The 15,614-nt window shown below is 69.3% G+C and carries 16 protein-coding genes; 9 read left to right on the top strand and 7 right to left on the bottom strand.

The annotated features are described in order from the left end of the window. The first annotated feature begins 40 nt into the window (after positions 1 to 40). The 3 genes from AB0I53_RS20455 (at position 41) to AB0I53_RS20445 (ending at position 2,184) form a co-directional block, all read left to right on the top strand. Positions 41 to 922 (top strand): MBL fold metallo-hydrolase, encoded by an 882-nt coding sequence (locus AB0I53_RS20455; protein WP_358605148.1) that lies wholly within the window; start codon positions 41 to 43, stop codon positions 920 to 922. A gap of 39 nt (positions 923 to 961) precedes the next feature. After that, the gene (locus tag AB0I53_RS20450; protein WP_358604969.1) at positions 962 to 1,441 is read left to right on the top strand and encodes a hypothetical protein; all 480 of its coding nucleotides are present in this window, start codon (positions 962 to 964) and stop codon (positions 1,439 to 1,441) included. 230 nt (positions 1,442 to 1,671) lie between these two features. After that, the gene (locus tag AB0I53_RS20445) at positions 1,672 to 2,184 is read left to right on the top strand and encodes a ferritin (RefSeq protein WP_358604966.1); all 513 of its coding nucleotides are present in this window, start codon (positions 1,672 to 1,674) and stop codon (positions 2,182 to 2,184) included. A 66-nt stretch (positions 2,185 to 2,250) separates the two neighbouring features. Here the strand turns inward: AB0I53_RS20445 and AB0I53_RS20440 are convergent, their stop codons facing one another. Then, positions 2,251 to 2,394: a hypothetical protein gene (locus AB0I53_RS20440; protein ID WP_358604963.1), complete on the bottom strand. Its 144-nt coding sequence runs from the start codon at positions 2,392 to 2,394 to the stop codon at positions 2,251 to 2,253. Between the two features lie 223 nt (positions 2,395 to 2,617). Here AB0I53_RS20440 and AB0I53_RS20435 point away from each other — a divergent pair, with 223 nt between their 5' ends. The 3 genes from AB0I53_RS20435 to AB0I53_RS20425 all read left to right on the top strand — a co-directional run bounded on the left by AB0I53_RS20435 (position 2,618) and on the right by AB0I53_RS20425 (position 5,754). Further along, entirely contained in the window at positions 2,618 to 3,199 is a 582-nt protein-coding gene (locus AB0I53_RS20435; RefSeq protein WP_358604960.1) for an XRE family transcriptional regulator, read from the top strand. Positions 3,200 to 3,278: 79 nt separating this feature from the next. Then, complete coding sequence (locus tag AB0I53_RS20430; protein ID WP_358604957.1) at positions 3,279 to 4,340, top strand: 2-oxoglutarate and iron-dependent oxygenase domain-containing protein; 1,062 nt, start codon at positions 3,279 to 3,281, stop codon at positions 4,338 to 4,340. Positions 4,341 to 4,449: 109 nt separating this feature from the next. Continuing rightward, on the top strand, positions 4,450 to 5,754 hold the full coding sequence (locus AB0I53_RS20425) for a nucleobase:cation symporter-2 family protein (RefSeq protein WP_358604954.1): 1,305 nt from the start codon (positions 4,450 to 4,452) through the stop codon (positions 5,752 to 5,754). A gap of 303 nt (positions 5,755 to 6,057) precedes the next feature. Here the strand turns inward: AB0I53_RS20425 and AB0I53_RS20420 are convergent, their stop codons facing one another. Together AB0I53_RS20420 and AB0I53_RS20415 are read right to left on the bottom strand one after the other, a co-directional pair. Continuing rightward, positions 6,058 to 7,152: a M20 family metallopeptidase gene (locus tag AB0I53_RS20420; protein WP_358604951.1), complete on the bottom strand. Its 1,095-nt coding sequence runs from the start codon at positions 7,150 to 7,152 to the stop codon at positions 6,058 to 6,060. 13 nt (positions 7,153 to 7,165) lie between these two features. Then, complete coding sequence (locus AB0I53_RS20415) at positions 7,166 to 8,176, bottom strand: LacI family DNA-binding transcriptional regulator (protein ID WP_358604949.1); 1,011 nt, start codon at positions 8,174 to 8,176, stop codon at positions 7,166 to 7,168. Between the two features lie 151 nt (positions 8,177 to 8,327). Here AB0I53_RS20415 and AB0I53_RS20410 point away from each other — a divergent pair, with 151 nt between their 5' ends. The 3 genes from AB0I53_RS20410 (at position 8,328) to AB0I53_RS20400 (ending at position 11,263) form a co-directional block, all read left to right on the top strand. After that, positions 8,328 to 9,068, top strand: coding sequence for a glutamine amidotransferase (locus AB0I53_RS20410; protein WP_358605145.1), 741 nt, complete (start codon positions 8,328 to 8,330; stop codon positions 9,066 to 9,068). Positions 9,069 to 9,197: 129 nt separating this feature from the next. Further along, positions 9,198 to 10,205: a DMT family transporter gene (locus AB0I53_RS20405; RefSeq protein ID WP_358604947.1), complete on the top strand. Its 1,008-nt coding sequence runs from the start codon at positions 9,198 to 9,200 to the stop codon at positions 10,203 to 10,205. Beyond that, positions 10,202 to 11,263 (top strand): phosphotriesterase-related protein, encoded by a 1,062-nt coding sequence (locus tag AB0I53_RS20400; protein WP_358604945.1) that lies wholly within the window; start codon positions 10,202 to 10,204, stop codon positions 11,261 to 11,263. Before AB0I53_RS20405 ends, AB0I53_RS20400 begins: the two co-directional genes overlap by 4 nt. Before the next feature lie 409 nt (positions 11,264 to 11,672). On the opposite strand, the gene AB0I53_RS20395 is transcribed toward AB0I53_RS20400, so the two are convergent. The 4 genes from AB0I53_RS20395 to AB0I53_RS20380 are packed head-to-tail and all read right to left on the bottom strand — an operon-like array spanning position 11,673 to position 15,592. Then, positions 11,673 to 12,404, bottom strand: a complete 732-nt coding sequence (locus AB0I53_RS20395) for an amino acid ABC transporter ATP-binding protein (RefSeq protein WP_358604942.1) — start codon at positions 12,402 to 12,404, stop codon at positions 11,673 to 11,675. Next, complete coding sequence (locus tag AB0I53_RS20390) at positions 12,404 to 13,900, bottom strand: ABC transporter substrate-binding protein/permease (protein ID WP_358604939.1); 1,497 nt, start codon at positions 13,898 to 13,900, stop codon at positions 12,404 to 12,406. Before AB0I53_RS20390 ends, AB0I53_RS20395 begins: the two co-directional genes overlap by 1 nt. A 1-nt stretch (position 13,901) precedes the next feature. After that, the gene (gene hutG / locus AB0I53_RS20385; protein WP_358604937.1) at positions 13,902 to 14,852 is read right to left on the bottom strand and encodes a formimidoylglutamase; all 951 of its coding nucleotides are present in this window, start codon (positions 14,850 to 14,852) and stop codon (positions 13,902 to 13,904) included. Further along, positions 14,849 to 15,592 (bottom strand): IclR family transcriptional regulator, encoded by a 744-nt coding sequence (locus tag AB0I53_RS20380; protein WP_358604934.1) that lies wholly within the window; start codon positions 15,590 to 15,592, stop codon positions 14,849 to 14,851. The genes hutG and AB0I53_RS20380 overlap by 4 nt, the downstream gene beginning before the upstream one ends. Between the last annotated feature and the right edge of the window lie 22 nt (positions 15,593 to 15,614).

The raw sequence follows: 15,614 nt of genomic DNA, 5'->3' as shown, positions 1-15,614 counted from the left end.
ATCAGCCGAGAACGTGCGAGAGGAACACGAGTTGGTCGCCATGGGGTACACGGAAATGGAGTACGGAGAGGTCACCGTGCTCGTCGGAGCTAAGCGGGGTGCCTACCCGTTCGGCAACTCGCTGCTCGTGCGCGGCACCGACGCCACGCTGGTCGTCGATCCGTCGCTGTCGCTCGTCGAAGCGGCGCCACCCGCGGACGTGGTCCTCGTGAGCCACGCGCATGAGGACCACGTCGCCGGTCTTGGAAGCTACGACGTGCCCGTCAATATCCACGAAGCAGACATCGCCGCGCTGCGATCTCGCTCGGTCATGGTCGCCGGATTCGGTCTCCCTCCCGACGCCACTGCCGATGCCGACAGGAAGTTGCGGGATCAGTTCCACGTGGAGGATCGTCCGGATGCGATGGCGTTCACCGACGGCTCCGTGTTCGACCTCGGCGGGCGCACCGTGACCGTTGTGCACCTTCCCGGCCACACGGCGGGTCACAGCGGCTTCCTGATCGAGCCGGACGGCTTTCTGTTCGTGGCGGATATCGACCTGACATCGTTCGGTCCTTACTACGGTGATGTCGGCAGCAGCCTCGCGGACTTCGAGGCGTCCATGAGCCGGTGCCGGGAGATCGACGCTCGCTGGTACGGCACGTCGCACCAGAAGGGTGTGATCGAGGGTGCCGCCGAGTTTCGCCGGCGGCTCGACGACTTCGTTGGTGTGGTGGAGAAGCGGGACGCGATGCTCCTGGCGCTCCTCGACGAACCGCGGACAGTCGCGGAGATCCTCGAGCACAGGCTTGTCTACCGGGCTCACGTTGAAGGCGCGCACGTGAAGCCGGTGGAGCGGAGGACGGCGATGCGACACCTGGACCGTTTGATCGGCAAGGGGCTGGTCGCGGAGGTCGAGCAGGGGCGGTTCCGCGTGACGTAGCGCCCGCATTGCCCTCGACTCGGCGGGCACCCGCAGACATTGACCGGCCGTGGCGGCGAGGCGTCGCCGTTCACGGCCGTGCACGAGATGCGTTGGGAGACTTGCGGTTGCACGATGGCGCCGCCTTCGCGTGACCGCGGTGCTCGCCTGCCCGACTCGCTGAAGCTGTCCACATGGGACCGGGATGTGCTCGACGGTGTGTTGTCGTCGCTGGTCCACTCCTACAGCGAGCAGGGAATGGCGCAGTTCCTATTGTGGACCGCGAACCATTTCGGCGACTGGGACGCGTTCTCAGTTTGCGGCCAAGACGCGTTCGAGTGTGGCGTGGCCTGCTGGCTCCCAGAACGCTTCATCGGCCGTCCCTATTGGACAGAACGCTCTATCTGTGAATGTGTTATTTCTCTTCGATCTTGCGGTCGCCAAGAGCTGTTCATGGCTTCCGGTCAGATCGCGGATGAGCTTGCGAACTCGCTCGATACTGCCGCAGTCCGTGGAAGTCTCGTCTTCTCGGATGGGTAGTCGTGCTCGCCTGTTCGCGGCACGGTCGAGCTCCGGCTCGGTCCTGCTGGTCGAGGTGGAGCCGTGATTCGGACGTTTCATCTGGGCGCTGATCGTCGGCTGATGGCGAGAATGCGATCGACGACTCCAGGTGTGTTCAGGTTTGCCTTGCCATACCTATTGTCGCTCAATGGGATTGAAAATGTTGGAATAGCTGGGTAGCGGTCTGCTGCGGAGCTTAGTTTGACCCCATGACCAGCGTGGTGAAGATTGAACCCCGCACGTCGCGTGCGCAGAACCTGCTGGAGGAGCAGGTGGGCAACGAGCTCACGGCTTCGCAGCAGTACCTCGCGATTGCCGTGTGGTACGAGCAGCGGGACCTGCCCCGCTTGGCGGCGTGCTTCTACAGGCAGGCGCAGAAGAAGCGCGATCAGGCGATGAAGATCGTACGGTACATGATGGACAACAACATTGCCGTGGAGATTCCGGGCATACCGGCGGTCCGCAACGACTTCGGCGATGCGCGCGAGCTCATCGCTCATGCAGTGGAACAGGAGCGGATGACGACCGCTGAGGTCACCACCCTGTCCCGGACGGCCCGCGACGAAGGTGACCACCTCGCCGAGCAGTTCATGCAGTGGTTCCTGCACGAGCAGGTCGAAGAGATCTCGCGCATGTCCACACTGCTCAACGTCATGGATCGCGCGCAGGGCAACATGTTCGACGTCGAGAACTTCCTCGCGAGGGAGAACGTCGGCAGCTGAACATCTCGAACCGCGCGCGTGCTGTCGGCGGGCCGACCCCGATCATGACGGGGTCGGCCCGCACGCTCATTCGGTGGTTACGAGATAGCGAGACCAGCCCGCGACCTGCTCATCGGACCAGCAGGATCCCAGCGGGTACTGCCCGGAGACCTTCGACCCGGCGTGAGTCAGCCGAAAGCGCACCTCTGCGCTGCTCCGATCAATGGTCATGGCGAAATGATCTCAGCCGGCCGCCACGTGCCTGGCGCTATGTCCCGCCCGTGCGGCCGTTCGAGGTGCGCCGGGCGGGCCGGCCCGGGTGGAGCGGCGTGACCGGGACCGTCGTGCAGGAGAATGGGGTGGTCGAGCCGCAGGGGATGCGAGGTCGCCGCCATGCGGGTTGACTGCTATTAGTTATCACCCGTTCGTTCCGAAGGGCGCCCACCGCATGGCCATGCCTGAGCATCGCGACGACACGTCCCCCCGTGTGGGGGCCGCGGTTCGGGCCGCGCGAGAGCGGGCCGGGCTCACCACCCGCGCGCTGGCCGCGGAAGCAGGGATCAGCCAGCCGTTCCTCAGCCAGGTCGAGCGCGGGCTGAACTCGCCGTCGATCAACACGCTGTACCGCCTCGCCGAGGCGCTCGGCGTCACCCCGGCCGACCTGCTGCCCCCGCCCGCCGCTCCGCGCGTCCAGGTGGTGCGCGCCGACGAGCGCGAACTTGCCCCGGCGAACGAACTTTCAAACACCGCGCGGGCCCGGATCGCGCGTGGCGCGGGCCTGATCGCCGAGATCGTCGAGTACCTCGTCGAGCCCGGCGAGGACGTCGGTGGGTGGTTCTGGCGGGAGAGCGACCACGCCATGCTGGTGCTGCGCGGCCAGGTGCGGGTCGACCTGGAGGGCGAGGAGTCCGTCCGGCTCGGCCCCGGGGACTGCCTGTTCCACCCGGGGGCCATCCGGCACCGCTGGGAGCGGCTCGGCGACGAGGCGCTGCACGTCGTGCTGCTCATCTCCAGTGACATCGATGTCAGAACATAAAGATAACCAAGAGCAATCAAAATGACGCATTGTCGGCCATAATCGGTGGGCGTACCCGCGACGAGAAGGGACACCCATCATGGGCAAGGCCAGAGCCATCGACGGAGTGCTGGAAGTTCCCGTCATCGACATATCCGCGTGGCTGGACGGGACCGATGCCGACCGCACCGCCATCGCGGCCGCCGTGGACGAGGCCGCGCGGACCGTTGGCTTCATGCAGATCGCCGGGCACGGCATCCCCGAAGGCACCGTGCGGTCGTTCGCCGATGCGCAGGACGCGTTCTTCGCCCTGCCGCTGGAGGAGAAGAAGCGACTGCGCGCTCCCTCACCGAACATCAACCGCGGCTACACCCCGCCGCGCACCGAGAAGCTCAGCCTGAGCCTGGGCGTTCCCGCGCCGGTCGAGGATCTCTTCGAGGCGTTCAACGTCGGCACCGAGTCCGGTGCGTTCCCGGGCCTCGACCTCCCGGAAGCCGACTACCCGGCCAACATCTGGCCGTCCGTGCCGGGCTACCGCCGGGCGGTGGAGGAGTGGTGCACGCAGGCCGATGGGCTCGCCGACCGGCTGCTGCGGATCTTCGCGCGCGCACTGGGCCTCGACGAGGACTACTTCGTGCCGTTCACCGACCATTCCCTCGACGTGCTGCGGATGAACAACTACCGCGTGCCCGACGAAGAGGTCGTGGTCGACCGCAACCAGATGGGCATGGGCGCGCACACCGACTACGGGATCGTGACCGTGCTGTGGGCCGACCGCGTCCGCGGGTTGCAGATCCTCGACACCGACGGGGCCTGGCACGACGTGCTGCCCGAGCCCGGCTGCCTGCTGGTCAACCTGGGCGATCTGCTGGCCAGGTGGACGAACGACCGGTGGCTGTCCACGATGCACCGGGTGCTGCCGCCCACCGACGATGCGGGCCGCATCATCCGGCGGCGCTCCGCCGCCTACTTCCACGACGGCAACTGGGACGCGGAGATCACCGTGCTGCCCGGTTGCGTGCCCGAGGGCGAGGAGCCGCTGTACCCGCCGACGACGGTGGGCCGCCATCTCGCGGAGAAGCTCGCCGGGTCCCGTGCGGGCAAGCTCAACGAGAACTCGCCGCGCGAGGCCGCCCGGCTGCTCGGCGCGCGGAACGGCTGACGAACCTCCTCCGCCGGGGCGGGCCGGGTTCCCGCCCTGACCCGCTCCCCCCGAGAGGCGGCCATCCTTGTTCTTCCTGAGATCACTTCGCGGCGGGACCGCACACCCCGTGGACGAAGTGCCCGCCGCCGGGCGGCTTTTCAGCTTCGGACTCCAGCACGCCCTGGTGATGTACGCGGGAGCCATCGCCGTCCCGCTGGTCTTCGGCGAGGGTGCCGGGCTGGACACCAAGACCGTCGGCATGCTGATCAACGCCGACCTGTTGGTCGCGGGCATCGTCACGCTGATCCAGGGCCTGGGCGTCGGGCGGCTGCTCGGCGCCCGGTTACCGCTGGTGACGGGCGGTTCGTTCGTCTGCATCACGCCGATGATCATGATCGCCCACGAGTACGGGCTTCCCGCGGTGTGGGGCTCGATGCTGGTTTCGGGACTGTTCGGGCTGGCCATCGCCTTCCCGTTCGCCCGCGCGCTCCGCTACTTCCCGCCGCTGGTCAGTGGCATCGTCATCACCGTGGTCGGCCTGGCGCTGCTCGGCGTCGTGCCCGGGATGATCGCCGGCGACGATCCCGCGAGCGCCGACTACGCCCGCGTCGACCACCTCGCCCTGGCCGCGGGTGCCGTGTTCTTCGTCGTCGTGCTCAGGAGGTTCACGCGCGGGTTCATCGCCCAGGTCAGCGTGCTGCTCGCGCTCGCCGGCGGCACGCTCGCCGCGATCCCGATGGGCATCACCGACTTCTCCGGGCTCGGTGGCGCCGACTGGTTCGGCGTGGTCACCCCGCTGCACTTCGGCGCCCCGGAGTTCCCGGTGGCGGGGATCCTCTCGATGTGCGTGGTCATGCTGGTCGTGTTCGCCGAATCGACCGCGCAGATGATCGCCGTGAGCGAGGCGGTCGACAAGCCACTGGGCGACCGGGACCTGGCGCGGGGCCTCGCGGCCGACGGCCTCTCCGGCGTCCTGGGCGGCGCGATGAACTCGTTCCCCGACACCGTTTTCGCCGGCAACGTCGGGCTCACCATCATGACGGGGGTGCGCAGCCGGTACGTCACCGCCGTCGCCGGGATGTTCATGATCGTGCTGGGCGCGATCCCGAAGTTGGGCGAGTTCATCGCGGCACTGCCCGAGCCGGTGATCGGCGGCATTTCGCTGCTGAACTTCGCAACCGTGACCGCGGTCGGCGTGAACATCCTGCGCCGGGCGGGCCTCGACCGCGGCGACAACCTGCTGATCGCCGCGGTCTCGATCGGCGTGGGCATGCTCCCGGTGGTCGCCCCGGAGATCTACCACCGGTTCCCCGGCTGGTGGCAGCTGATCTTCGGCAGTCCCTCGGTCGCTGCTCTGATCGTCGCGTTCACCCTCAACCTCGCCTTCCACCACACTCGAAAACCAGGTGCGACGGCCACGCCGACGAGCTGATCCAAATCACTGCTCTCGCGCCTCCGCTGGAGATGCTGAAGTCCGTCTACGGTCAATAGCCGATCGGCCACGACCCGGCCACCACCGTGGGTCGGATCCGAACTGCGGATGCACGGAGCGGCCACCCGCTTTTTCGCGCCCTGCGAGCAGGACACTGCGCCGAGCTCGCTACGAAGGAGCAGCGAATCTCTTTCCGGAGCGCGAGCGCGTCGCGGCTGGGCCGCTGGTGGAGTGGCGGTCACGATCCGCGTCTGCGGGGGCGGCGCTCGACCGGGCTTGCCGCAAGCCGGACGCGAGCAAGCCCTACTGGGCCGCCGACCGCCACGTGGTGAGCAGTCGGGTCAGCGCCTCGGTCGCTTCGCGGATCGCCGTGACGGAGCACGTCTCGTCGGTGACGTGCGCCTGATCGGGGTCGCCCGGGCCGTAGATGACGACTGCGGGCGAGCCGAGGGCAGTGGCCAGCACCGAGGCGTCGGTGAAGTACGTGGCGTACTCGGGTCGTCGGTTGGAATCCGCCGGGCACAAGGCGTCGATGATGTTGCGCGCCAACGGGTTTTCGGAGTCGGTGGCGACGCCGGGCAGGTCCAGCTCGGTAGCGAAGTCCGTGCCGGGCAGCGCGAGCTCGCCGATCGCGGCACGTGCTTCGGCGGCGGTGAACTCCGGCGTTGTGCGGATGTCGAGTACCAGCTCGGCTCGGTCCGGGACCAGGTTCGGCTGCACACCGGAGTGGAACGAGCCGACGTTGACCGTGGCGGGGCCGTGCGTCGGGCTGGTCGGCCAGCCCGCGTGCCGGTGGATGCGCACGGCGGTTTCGGCGAGCGCGGCGAGGGCGTTCTCGCCGAGTTCCGGACGGGAACCGTGGGCGCTGCGGCCGTGCGCGGTCAGCCGCAGCCACAGGACTCCCTTGTGCCCGAGCACGATCCGGTTGGCGGTCGGCTCGGCGACCAGCAGCGCGGGGCTGGGCGCGAGCTCGGGGAGCAGCGCCGCGCCTTCGCAGCCGGTTTCCTCGCCGAAGGTGAACACCAGCTGCACGGCCAGGTCCTCGGGGCTGGTGCGGGCGCAGTGCATCGCGGCGGCGGCGATCGCCGCCACGCCGGCCTTCATGTCGCTGCTGCCGCGGCCGCGCAGCCGGTCGCCGTCGATCTCGCCGCTGTGCGGGTCGAACGACCACGTCGCCGGGTCGGCCGGCACCGTGTCGAGATGCCCGGTGAGGGTGATCGGGGTGCCGGTGCCGAACCTGGCGACCAGATTGGCGCGGCCGGGTCGCGGTTCGTCGACCGCGACCTCGAAACCGGCCGACGCCAGCATCGGGGCGAGCAGGTCGGCGGCGGCCTTCTCACCGGCCGCGCGGGTGTCGAGTCGGACGAGCTGCTGGGTGAGCGCGATCGGATCGGTCACGGGTCCTCCGTGGTCAGTGCTGGGGCGGGGTCGCGGAACCGCGGATGACCAGCTGCAGCGGGAGGGTCCGCCGCACGGTGTCGGTATCCGGTTCGGCGATGCGGGCGTGGACCAGTTCCAGGGCCCCTCGGGCCAGGTCGGCGACGGGCTGCTGCAGGGTCGTGAGCTTCGGGCGCAGCCATTCGCCGACCCGGATGCCGTCGCAGCCGATCACCGACAGGTCATCCGGGATGCGCAGGCCGTGCAGTTCGGCGGCGCCGAGGACGCCGACCGCGGCGATGTCGCTGCCGATGAAGACGGCGGTGGGCGGCTGCGCGGCGCCGGTGAGGTACGGGAAGGTGCTCGCGCCGAACTGCTCGGTGTAGGGGCCGTGCAGGACCAGGTCCTCGTCGACCTCCAGGCCGGCGTGGGCCATCGCGTCGCGGTATCCGCGGAGGCGGTCGCGGGTGGTGGAGAGCTCCCGTGGTCCGGCTATGTGCGCGATGCGCCGGTGTCCCAGCTGCGCCAGGTATGCCGTTGCCTGGTAGGCGCCGCCGTAGTTGTCGACGCCGATGGTGTCCACCCCGGCGGTGTCGGCGATCTCCTCGTCGAGCACGACCACCGGCAGCCCGTCGGCGATCGCCTGGAGCAGCCGCGGGTTCTCACGGTGCATCCCGACGTAGATCATCCCGTCGATCTCCTCGGTGCCGGCGACGAAATCGCTCACCTTGGCTTCCCGCTGCGCCTGCCGCCCGGTCACCCCGATGACGAGCGAGGCGTCGCTGACCGCGGCCGCGGTGGCGATCTCCTCGGCCAGCGCCGCGAAGAACGGGTTGACCAGTTCCGGGACGATCAGCGCGATGACCGGCCCGTGGTCGCGCGCGGCATCCGGGGATGCTGACGGGCGCACCTCGTAGTGCAGTTCCCGGACGGCGGCGTCGATCCGGGCAGCGGTTTCCGACTGCACCTTCAGCTGGCCGCGCAGGTAGCGCGACGCCGTCGAGGTCGACACTTGCGCAAGTTGCGCAACGCGCGTCAACGTCATCGCCGCCCCTTTCGTCGAGTGTTCGAGCGCAGTGTATCGGCAAGTCTCCGGGGTTTGCTCTTGACGCGCCGAACGAGCCCGCTTATGTTTGCGCAACATCGAGCGCAAAGTTTGCGCAAAGTACTTTCACCAGGAGGCGGAATTGAGTCGGGTGCTGCTGGCCGGGGAGTCCTGGGTCGCCCGGACGACCGACGTCAAGGGCTTCGACGCCATCGACCGGGCCCAGCTCGAGATCGGCGCCGAGGCGTTGCTCGCGGCGTTGCGCGCGGAGGGGCACGAGGTGGTGCACCTGCCGTCGCACGCCGTGGCCACCGATTTCCCCGCGTCGACGGCGGAACTGGGCGAATACGACGTGGTGATCCTGTCGGACATCGGCGCGAACTCGCTGCTGCTGCACCCGCAGGTGTTCAACCAGGGACGCCCCTTCCCGAACCGGCTCAAGCTGCTGGCCGAGTGGGTGCGGGGCGGCGGCGGGCTGGCCATGGCCGGCGGCTACCTCAGCTTCCAGGGGTTCCAGGCCAAGGCGAACTTCCACGGCACGCCGATCGAGGACGTGCTGCCGGTCGAGATCCTGCCCTACGACGACCGGGTGGAATGCCCCGAAGGCATCGCCGGTGAGCTCACCGGCACCGCGCACCCGGTCACCGAGGGCCTGGACGCGCAGTGGCCGATCCTGCTCGGCTACCAGCGGCTGATCGCCAAGCCCGACGCGACCGTGCTCGCCACGATCGAATCCCGGCCGCTGCTGGCCGTGCGCGCCGAAGGAGCCGGCCGGACCCTCGCCTTCGCCTCGGACATCTCGCCGCACTGGGCACCCACCGAGTTCATGGAGTGGAAGGGTTACCGTCGGCTGTTCCACCAGGCAGTCGCCTGGTTGGCCGGCGACCGGTAGCCCCAGCCGCGCCCCCGCTGGGCTGCCCAAGCCACCCGCGGTGTGCCTCGGCGCGACAACGACGTCCAAGCCTTGCCCCCGTCTCACCCCATCCGGTGCACCACGGAAAACTAGGGAGTGCGCACCGCCATGACCAATACCCCCGCTCCTCCGGTGGCCCCGCCGGCGACGTCCGGCCGGGCGGCCCGCGGCGCCACCACGACCGCCCTGGTCATCGCCACGGTGCTGGCCGGCATGCTCAGCCCGCTGCAGTCAGCGGTCAACGGCGCGCTCGGCGAGACCGTTGGCGACGGCAACAGCGCGGCCGTGATCTCGTTCGGCAGCGGCTTGGTGCTGATGCTCGTCATCGTGTTCGCGCGGCCCAGCACGCGCCGGCAGGCGCTGGGCATTCCGCGCCTGATCCGCAGCCGCCGCATCGGCTGGTGGAACTACCTCGCCGGCCTCTGCGGCGGCGCGGTGGTGCTCTCCGAGGGCGTCTCGGTCGGGGTCCTCGGGGTGGCGGTCTTCCAGATCACCCTGATCGCGGGGCTGATCATCTCCGGGGTCATCTGCGACCGGATCGGCGTCACCGCCACGGTCAAGCAGCCGATCTCGGTCGCCCGCGGGCTCGGCGCCGCGCTGGCCGTCGCCGCCACCGCGGTCACGATCTCGCCGAACTTCCACGTGCCGCACGCGATCGCGCTCGCCGTCCTGCCGTTCGCCGCCGGGCTGCTCGCCGGGTGGCAGCCGGCGGGCAACGCGGCCGTGGCGCGGGAGAGCGGCTCGATGCTGGTCTCGATCACGTTCAACTTCCTGGTGGGCTTCGTCGTCCTGCTGGCGGGCCTGCTGGTCCGGCTGGCGATCGGGACGGCGCACTTCTCGCTGCCGCCGACCTGGTGGATGTACACCGGCGGGGTGCTGGGACTGCTGTCGATCGGCTTCATGGCGCTGCTGGTGCGCGGTCTCGGCCTGCTCCTGCTCGGGCTGGGTTCGGTGGCCGGGCAGCTCGTCGGTTCGCTGCTGCTCGACCTGGTCGTGCCTTCGGTCGGCCACCCGATCCACCTCGTCACCGTGATCGGCACCGTGCTCGCGCTGGTCGCCGCCGGGATCGGCATGATCCCCTCCCGCCGGGCCGACGAACCGGGAGCCGCGCGGTGACCGGCGGGTTCGTGCAGACCGTCACGGGCCCGGTTCCCGCCGGCGAACTGGGGCTCGTCCTGCCGCACGAGCACCTCTTCAACGACCTGTCCGGGGTGCTCGACCCGCCGAGCTACCGGTTCACCGAGTTCCTGGCCGGCAGCGCCGTCGACGCATCGGCGGCGTGGGCACTCCGGCAGGACCCGTACTGCTGCCCGGACAACCTGGCCGCCAAGCCGGTCGACGGCGTGGTCGACGAAGTCGCGGCCTTCCAAGCGGTCGGCGGCCGGACCATCGTCGACGCCACGTGCAGCGCGGCCATCGGCCGCGACCCCGACAAGCTGGTGGCGGCGGCCCGCCGCACCGGCCTGAACATCGTCATGGGCTGCGGCGCCTACCTGGAGAAGTTCGAAGGCGAGCGCATCACGGCCAACTCGGTCGAGGCGCAGGCCGCGAGCATCGGCGACGAGCTCGCCCGCGGTGTCGGCGAGCACCGGGCCCGGCCGGGGATCATCGGCGAGATCGGTGTCTCCCCGGACTTCACCCCGGCGGAGGCGGCCTCGTTGCGGGCTGCCGCGCTCGCCCAGTGCGAGCACCCCGAGGTCGCGCTCATGATCCACCTGCCCGGCTGGCAGCGCCGCGGGCACGAGGTGCTCGACATCGTGCTCGACGAGATCGGCGTCGACCCCGGCCGGGTGGTGCTGTCGCACATGGACCCGTCGGCTGCGGACACCGCCTACCAGGTCGGCATCGCCGACCGCGGGGTCTGGCTGGAGTTCGACATGATCGGCATGGACATCACGTTCCCGAAGGAGGGCGAGGCCCCGGCTAGCCGGGTGAGCGCGGCGGCCGTCGCGGGGCTCGTCGAGGCCGGCCACGGCCACCGGGTGCTGCTCAGCCACGACGTCTTCCTGAAGCAGATGTGGACGCGGCACGGCGGGAACGGGTTCGCTTTCGTGCCAACGGTTTTCGCCGAGATGCTGCGGGCACTCGGAGTCGGCGACGACTGGATCGAGACGCTCACCCGGGCCAACCCTGCCCGCATGCTCAGCGGGCAGGACACCGGGCACCGCCCGTGACGTGCGCTGCGGCTCGTGAATTCGCCGCGAAGGAGCAGTGCGTCTCTTCGTCGGCACCCTGGTGAGCGGCTGGGGCGGGTTCTTCATCGCGGCGGCGTTGTACTGCAACCCGTGAGCCCCGAGGCGTCGGCTCGGCGCAGGCGTGAGAGTTGGGCCTGCGTCGAGCCGGCGCCTTGCTGCGTTCCGCCCTGCGTCGCACTGCGCTGAGGCACCGTGAGCCTTGGTGGCTCATCTTGCGCTTTCCCGTTTCTTGCCGATGATCGTCTCTTGTGGACGGACAATCGGATGGGCACTGCCTCTGGCCGGCGCTTCAACCTGTCGTACCACCACCCCGCGCACGGGGATCAAGCCTGGGCAAGGCCCTGTCCGCAGGGCCTTGCCCAGGCTTTGCCGGGCCGTCGTGGAGCGGTCAGAGGACCTTGTCCAGGAAGGCGCGGATGCGGGGATTGGTGTTGCTGTCGGAGAAGAACTCCGCCGGTGGGAGGTCGGCGACGATCTTGCCGCCGTCGACGAAGACGACGCGGTCGGCGACCTTGCGGGCGAAGCCCATCTCGTGGGTGACGACGACCATGGTCATGCCGTCGTCGGCGAACTCGGACATGATGTCGAGTACGTCCTGGACGACCTCGGGGTCCAGCGCGGAGGTCGGCTCGTCGAAGAGCATCAGCTTCGGGTCCATCGCGGCGGCGCGGACGATCGCGACGCGCTGCTTCTGCCCGCCGGACAACCTGTTCGGGAAGGCGTCGGCGCGTTCGAGCATGCCGACGCGCTGCAGCAGGTCGCGCGCCTTCGCCTCGGCCTCGGCCTTCGACCTCTTGAGCACGTTCATCTGGGGCAGCACGACGTTGCGCAGCGCGGTCATGTTGGGGAAGAGGTTGAAGTGCTGGAACACCATGCCCATCCGGGACCGCAGCCGGTCGAGGTCGACACCGCGTCCGGTCAGCTCTTCGCCGTCGAATCGCACGCTGCCGGCGGTCGGGGTCTCCAGCAGGTTGAGGCAGCGCAGGAAGGTGGACTTGCCGCCGCCGCTGGGACCGATCACCGCGACCACCTGGCCGGGTTCGATGGCGAAGTCGACTCCGTTGAGCACTTTGGCATCGCCGTAGGCCTTGGTCAGGTCCTTGACTTCGAGTAGTGCCATCAGATGTACACCGCCATCTTCTTCTCGATGGTGCTCGTCGCGAAACCGATGAGGTTGGTGAGCAGGTAGTAGAGCAGGCCGATGAACAGGTAGACCGTCAACGCGTCGAAGGTGCGCGAGATGATCGTCTGCCCCACGAGGAACAGCTCGTGGATGGTCACGAAGGACACCAGCGCCGAGTTCTTCGTCATCGAGACGAACTCGTTGCCCAGCGGCGGCAGCATGCGCAGGAAGGCCTGCGGGATGATCACGTGGCGCATGGACGAGGCGTGCGACATCCCGCACGACCGCGCCGCTTCCAGCTGACCGCGGTCGACGGACTGCACGGCGCCGCGGAAGATCTCGGTCACGTACGAGCCGCTGTAGAGCCCGAGCGCGATGATTCCGGCCGCCATGGGCGGGAGTTGCAGACCGAGCTGGGGGAGTCCGAAGTAGATGAAGAACAGCTGGACCACGAACGGCGTCCCGCGGATCACGGAGACGTAGGCGGTGCCGAGCCACCGCAGGGGCGGGATCCGGCTGAGCTTGGCGAAGCCGCCGATGGTGCCGAGCAGCAGGCTCAGCACCAGTGCGCTCAGGATGACCTGGATGCTGACGAGCAGGCCCTGCCAGATCTGCCCCGAGGACTCGATGATGGTGGTGACGTTGAACAGGGGGTGCTCCGCCGGCTTGGCCGCCGTGGTCTCCGCGCCGAACCACTTCTCGGTGACCTGCTGGTACGAGCCGTCGTCGCGCATCTGCTTGAGCGCGGTGTTGAACGCGTCCCGCAGCTCCGGATCGGCCTTCTGGAAGGTGTAGCCGTAGTTCTCGTCGGTCAGGCGGTCACCGACCTGCTTGAGGCCGCCCTGCTGGGCGATGAAGTACTTCCCGGCGGGCGCGCCGGTCACGACGGCGTCGGCCTGACCCAGCCGCGCCGACGAGAACATCTGCTCGTTGGTCTGCACCGTGATCAGCTGCGCGGCGGGCTGGTGCTGCTTGAGCCACTCGACGGACTTCGTGCCCACCTGGACGGCGACCCGCTTACCCGCGAGGTCCTGCAGCGACGCGATGGAGTTGTCCTTCTCGTTCGCGAAGATCGCGAGGCCACCGGGGTAGTAGATGTCCGAGAAGTCGACGGCCTTGGCGCGTTCGGCGCTGATGTAGATCGCCGAGGCGCCCACGTCGATCTGGTTGGCCTGCAGCGCGGGAACGATGTTGCCGAACGGCATCTGGACGAACTCGACGTTCTTGATACCGGCCCGCGCGGCCAGCGCTCGGACCAGGTCGACGTCGAAGCCGAGCTGGTTGCCCTGGGCGTCGGTGAACTCGAACGGCGGGAAGGTCGCGTCGGTGCCGACTCGGAGCGGGAGCTGACCGGACCGCAGCGCCGCGAGCTTGCCGGTGGCGGGAGGCTCCGCCGCGGTCGCCGCATTCATGGGCACGAGCACGAGCAGGCAGGCTGCCAGGCCGGTGAGCAGCGCGGTCGCTAGCCGCGCCCAGGTTCGCTGACGGGGCATTTCAGTGTCCTTCCGGGACGGATCGGCCGGCGGCGCTCACCGCGATCGTGTGCACGAGGCGAGCCGCGACCCGAGCGGTGCGGTTGTCGATGTCGTAGGTGGGGTTCAGTTCGGTGATGTCGGCCAGGACGAGCTTCGGGTCGCTGGCGACCAGCCGGCACACCTCGATGACGACACCGGCGGGTACGCCGAGGGTCGATGGGGCGCTGACCCCCGGCGCCTGTGCGGCGGGGAGCACGTCGAGATCGATCGACAGGTACAGCGCGTCGACGTCCGCGGCGAAGGCCCGGACGAATTGGAGGACGTCCTCGATGTGCCGCTCCTGGCAATCGAGGTCCAGCAGGTGGCGGACGCCGAGGTCGGCCGCGGTCGTGAACAGCGCGGCGGTGTTGCTCGGCTGGCTGATCCCGATGGCGGCGTAGGTGAATTCGGCGCCGCGCGCGGCTTCCGCGGCGGCGATCTGCCGGAACGGTGTGCCGGACGTCGGGCGATCGGCTTTCCGGAGGTCGAAGTGCGCATCGAGGTTGAGCACGCCCAGCCGCCGCCCGTCCAGCAGGCCGCTGCGCGCGAGCCCGAGGTAGGAGCCGTAGGCCGTCTCGTGCCCGCCGCCGAGCACGAACGGGAGGTTTTCGGCGCTGAGCTGTTTCACGACCGCCTCGGCGAGGCCGTCCTGCGCAGCTTCGAGGTCCTCACCGACGACCGCGACGTCGGCGGCGTCGTGCACGACGACCTCCGGCTGGATCGCGAACGAACCCAGGGCCGCGCGGATCGCGCCCGGTCCCGCCTGCGCCCCCGGCCGGCCGCCGTTGCGGCGGACTCCCTCGTCGCTGGGAAAACCGATCAGCGAGACGCCGGTGGCGCCGGGTGATTCGTTGATGGCGTTGTGCCACCGGCGATGTTCCGGGCCAGGTCCGTCAACGCGTCCGGTCCAGCGAAGAACGGGTGTGCTCACGCGTGATCCTCCAATCTGCTGATGTCCTGCGCGGCGGCGTGCGTGAGCGTGATGAGGGAATCGCGCCGAGGCCGGACGCGAAAATCCGGGGCCATCGTGCTGACCACGCCGACGAGGTCTTGCTTCCGGCCCAACACGGGCACGCTCACGCCCCACACGCCCGGATCGACCTGGCCGACGCTCACCGCGAAGCCCTGGTCCCGCACCCGCCGCAGGTCGACCTCCAACTTCTGCACCTGCGCGGCGGTCAGCGCGTGCGCCGCGGCGGCACGTCCGACCCGGTCCTCGGGCAGGTGCGCGAGCAGTGCCTGGGCGCTCGCGCCGAAGGCGAGCGGCTTGCTCAGCCCGGGGGAGAAGCTGCACCGGACGACTCGCGTCCCCTCGGCCGCTTCGACGCAGAGCACGTCGTTGTCGCGGGCGATGAGGAACGCGGCGAGTTCGTCGGTATCGGCCGCCAGCCGCCGGAGGCGGCGCTTCACCCCGCCCTGGCTGAGCACCTCGCGCCGGTAGTTCTCGGCCATCTGCACCGTCAGCGACCCCGCGCAGTAGCGGCCGCGCGTGCGCGCCTGGTGCACCAGCCCGATTTCGACGAACGCCGTCAGGTGCCGGTACACGGCGCTCGACGGGATGCCGGTGACGGCGGAGATCTCCTCCGCGGTCACGCTCTCCCACTCGGCGAACACCGCCAGGATCTGCGCTGCTCGACTACCGGCTTTCCGGTTGGTTTCCGGGCTTGTCACGGCGGGCACGCTACGTCGGCGG

The sequence above is a fragment of the Saccharopolyspora sp. NPDC050389 genome (assembly GCF_040655595.1).
Taxonomy (GTDB): domain Bacteria; phylum Actinomycetota; class Actinomycetes; order Mycobacteriales; family Pseudonocardiaceae; genus Saccharopolyspora.
The sequence above is the reverse complement of the archived record's forward strand: the minus strand, read 5'-3'. Positions and strand labels throughout refer to the sequence as shown.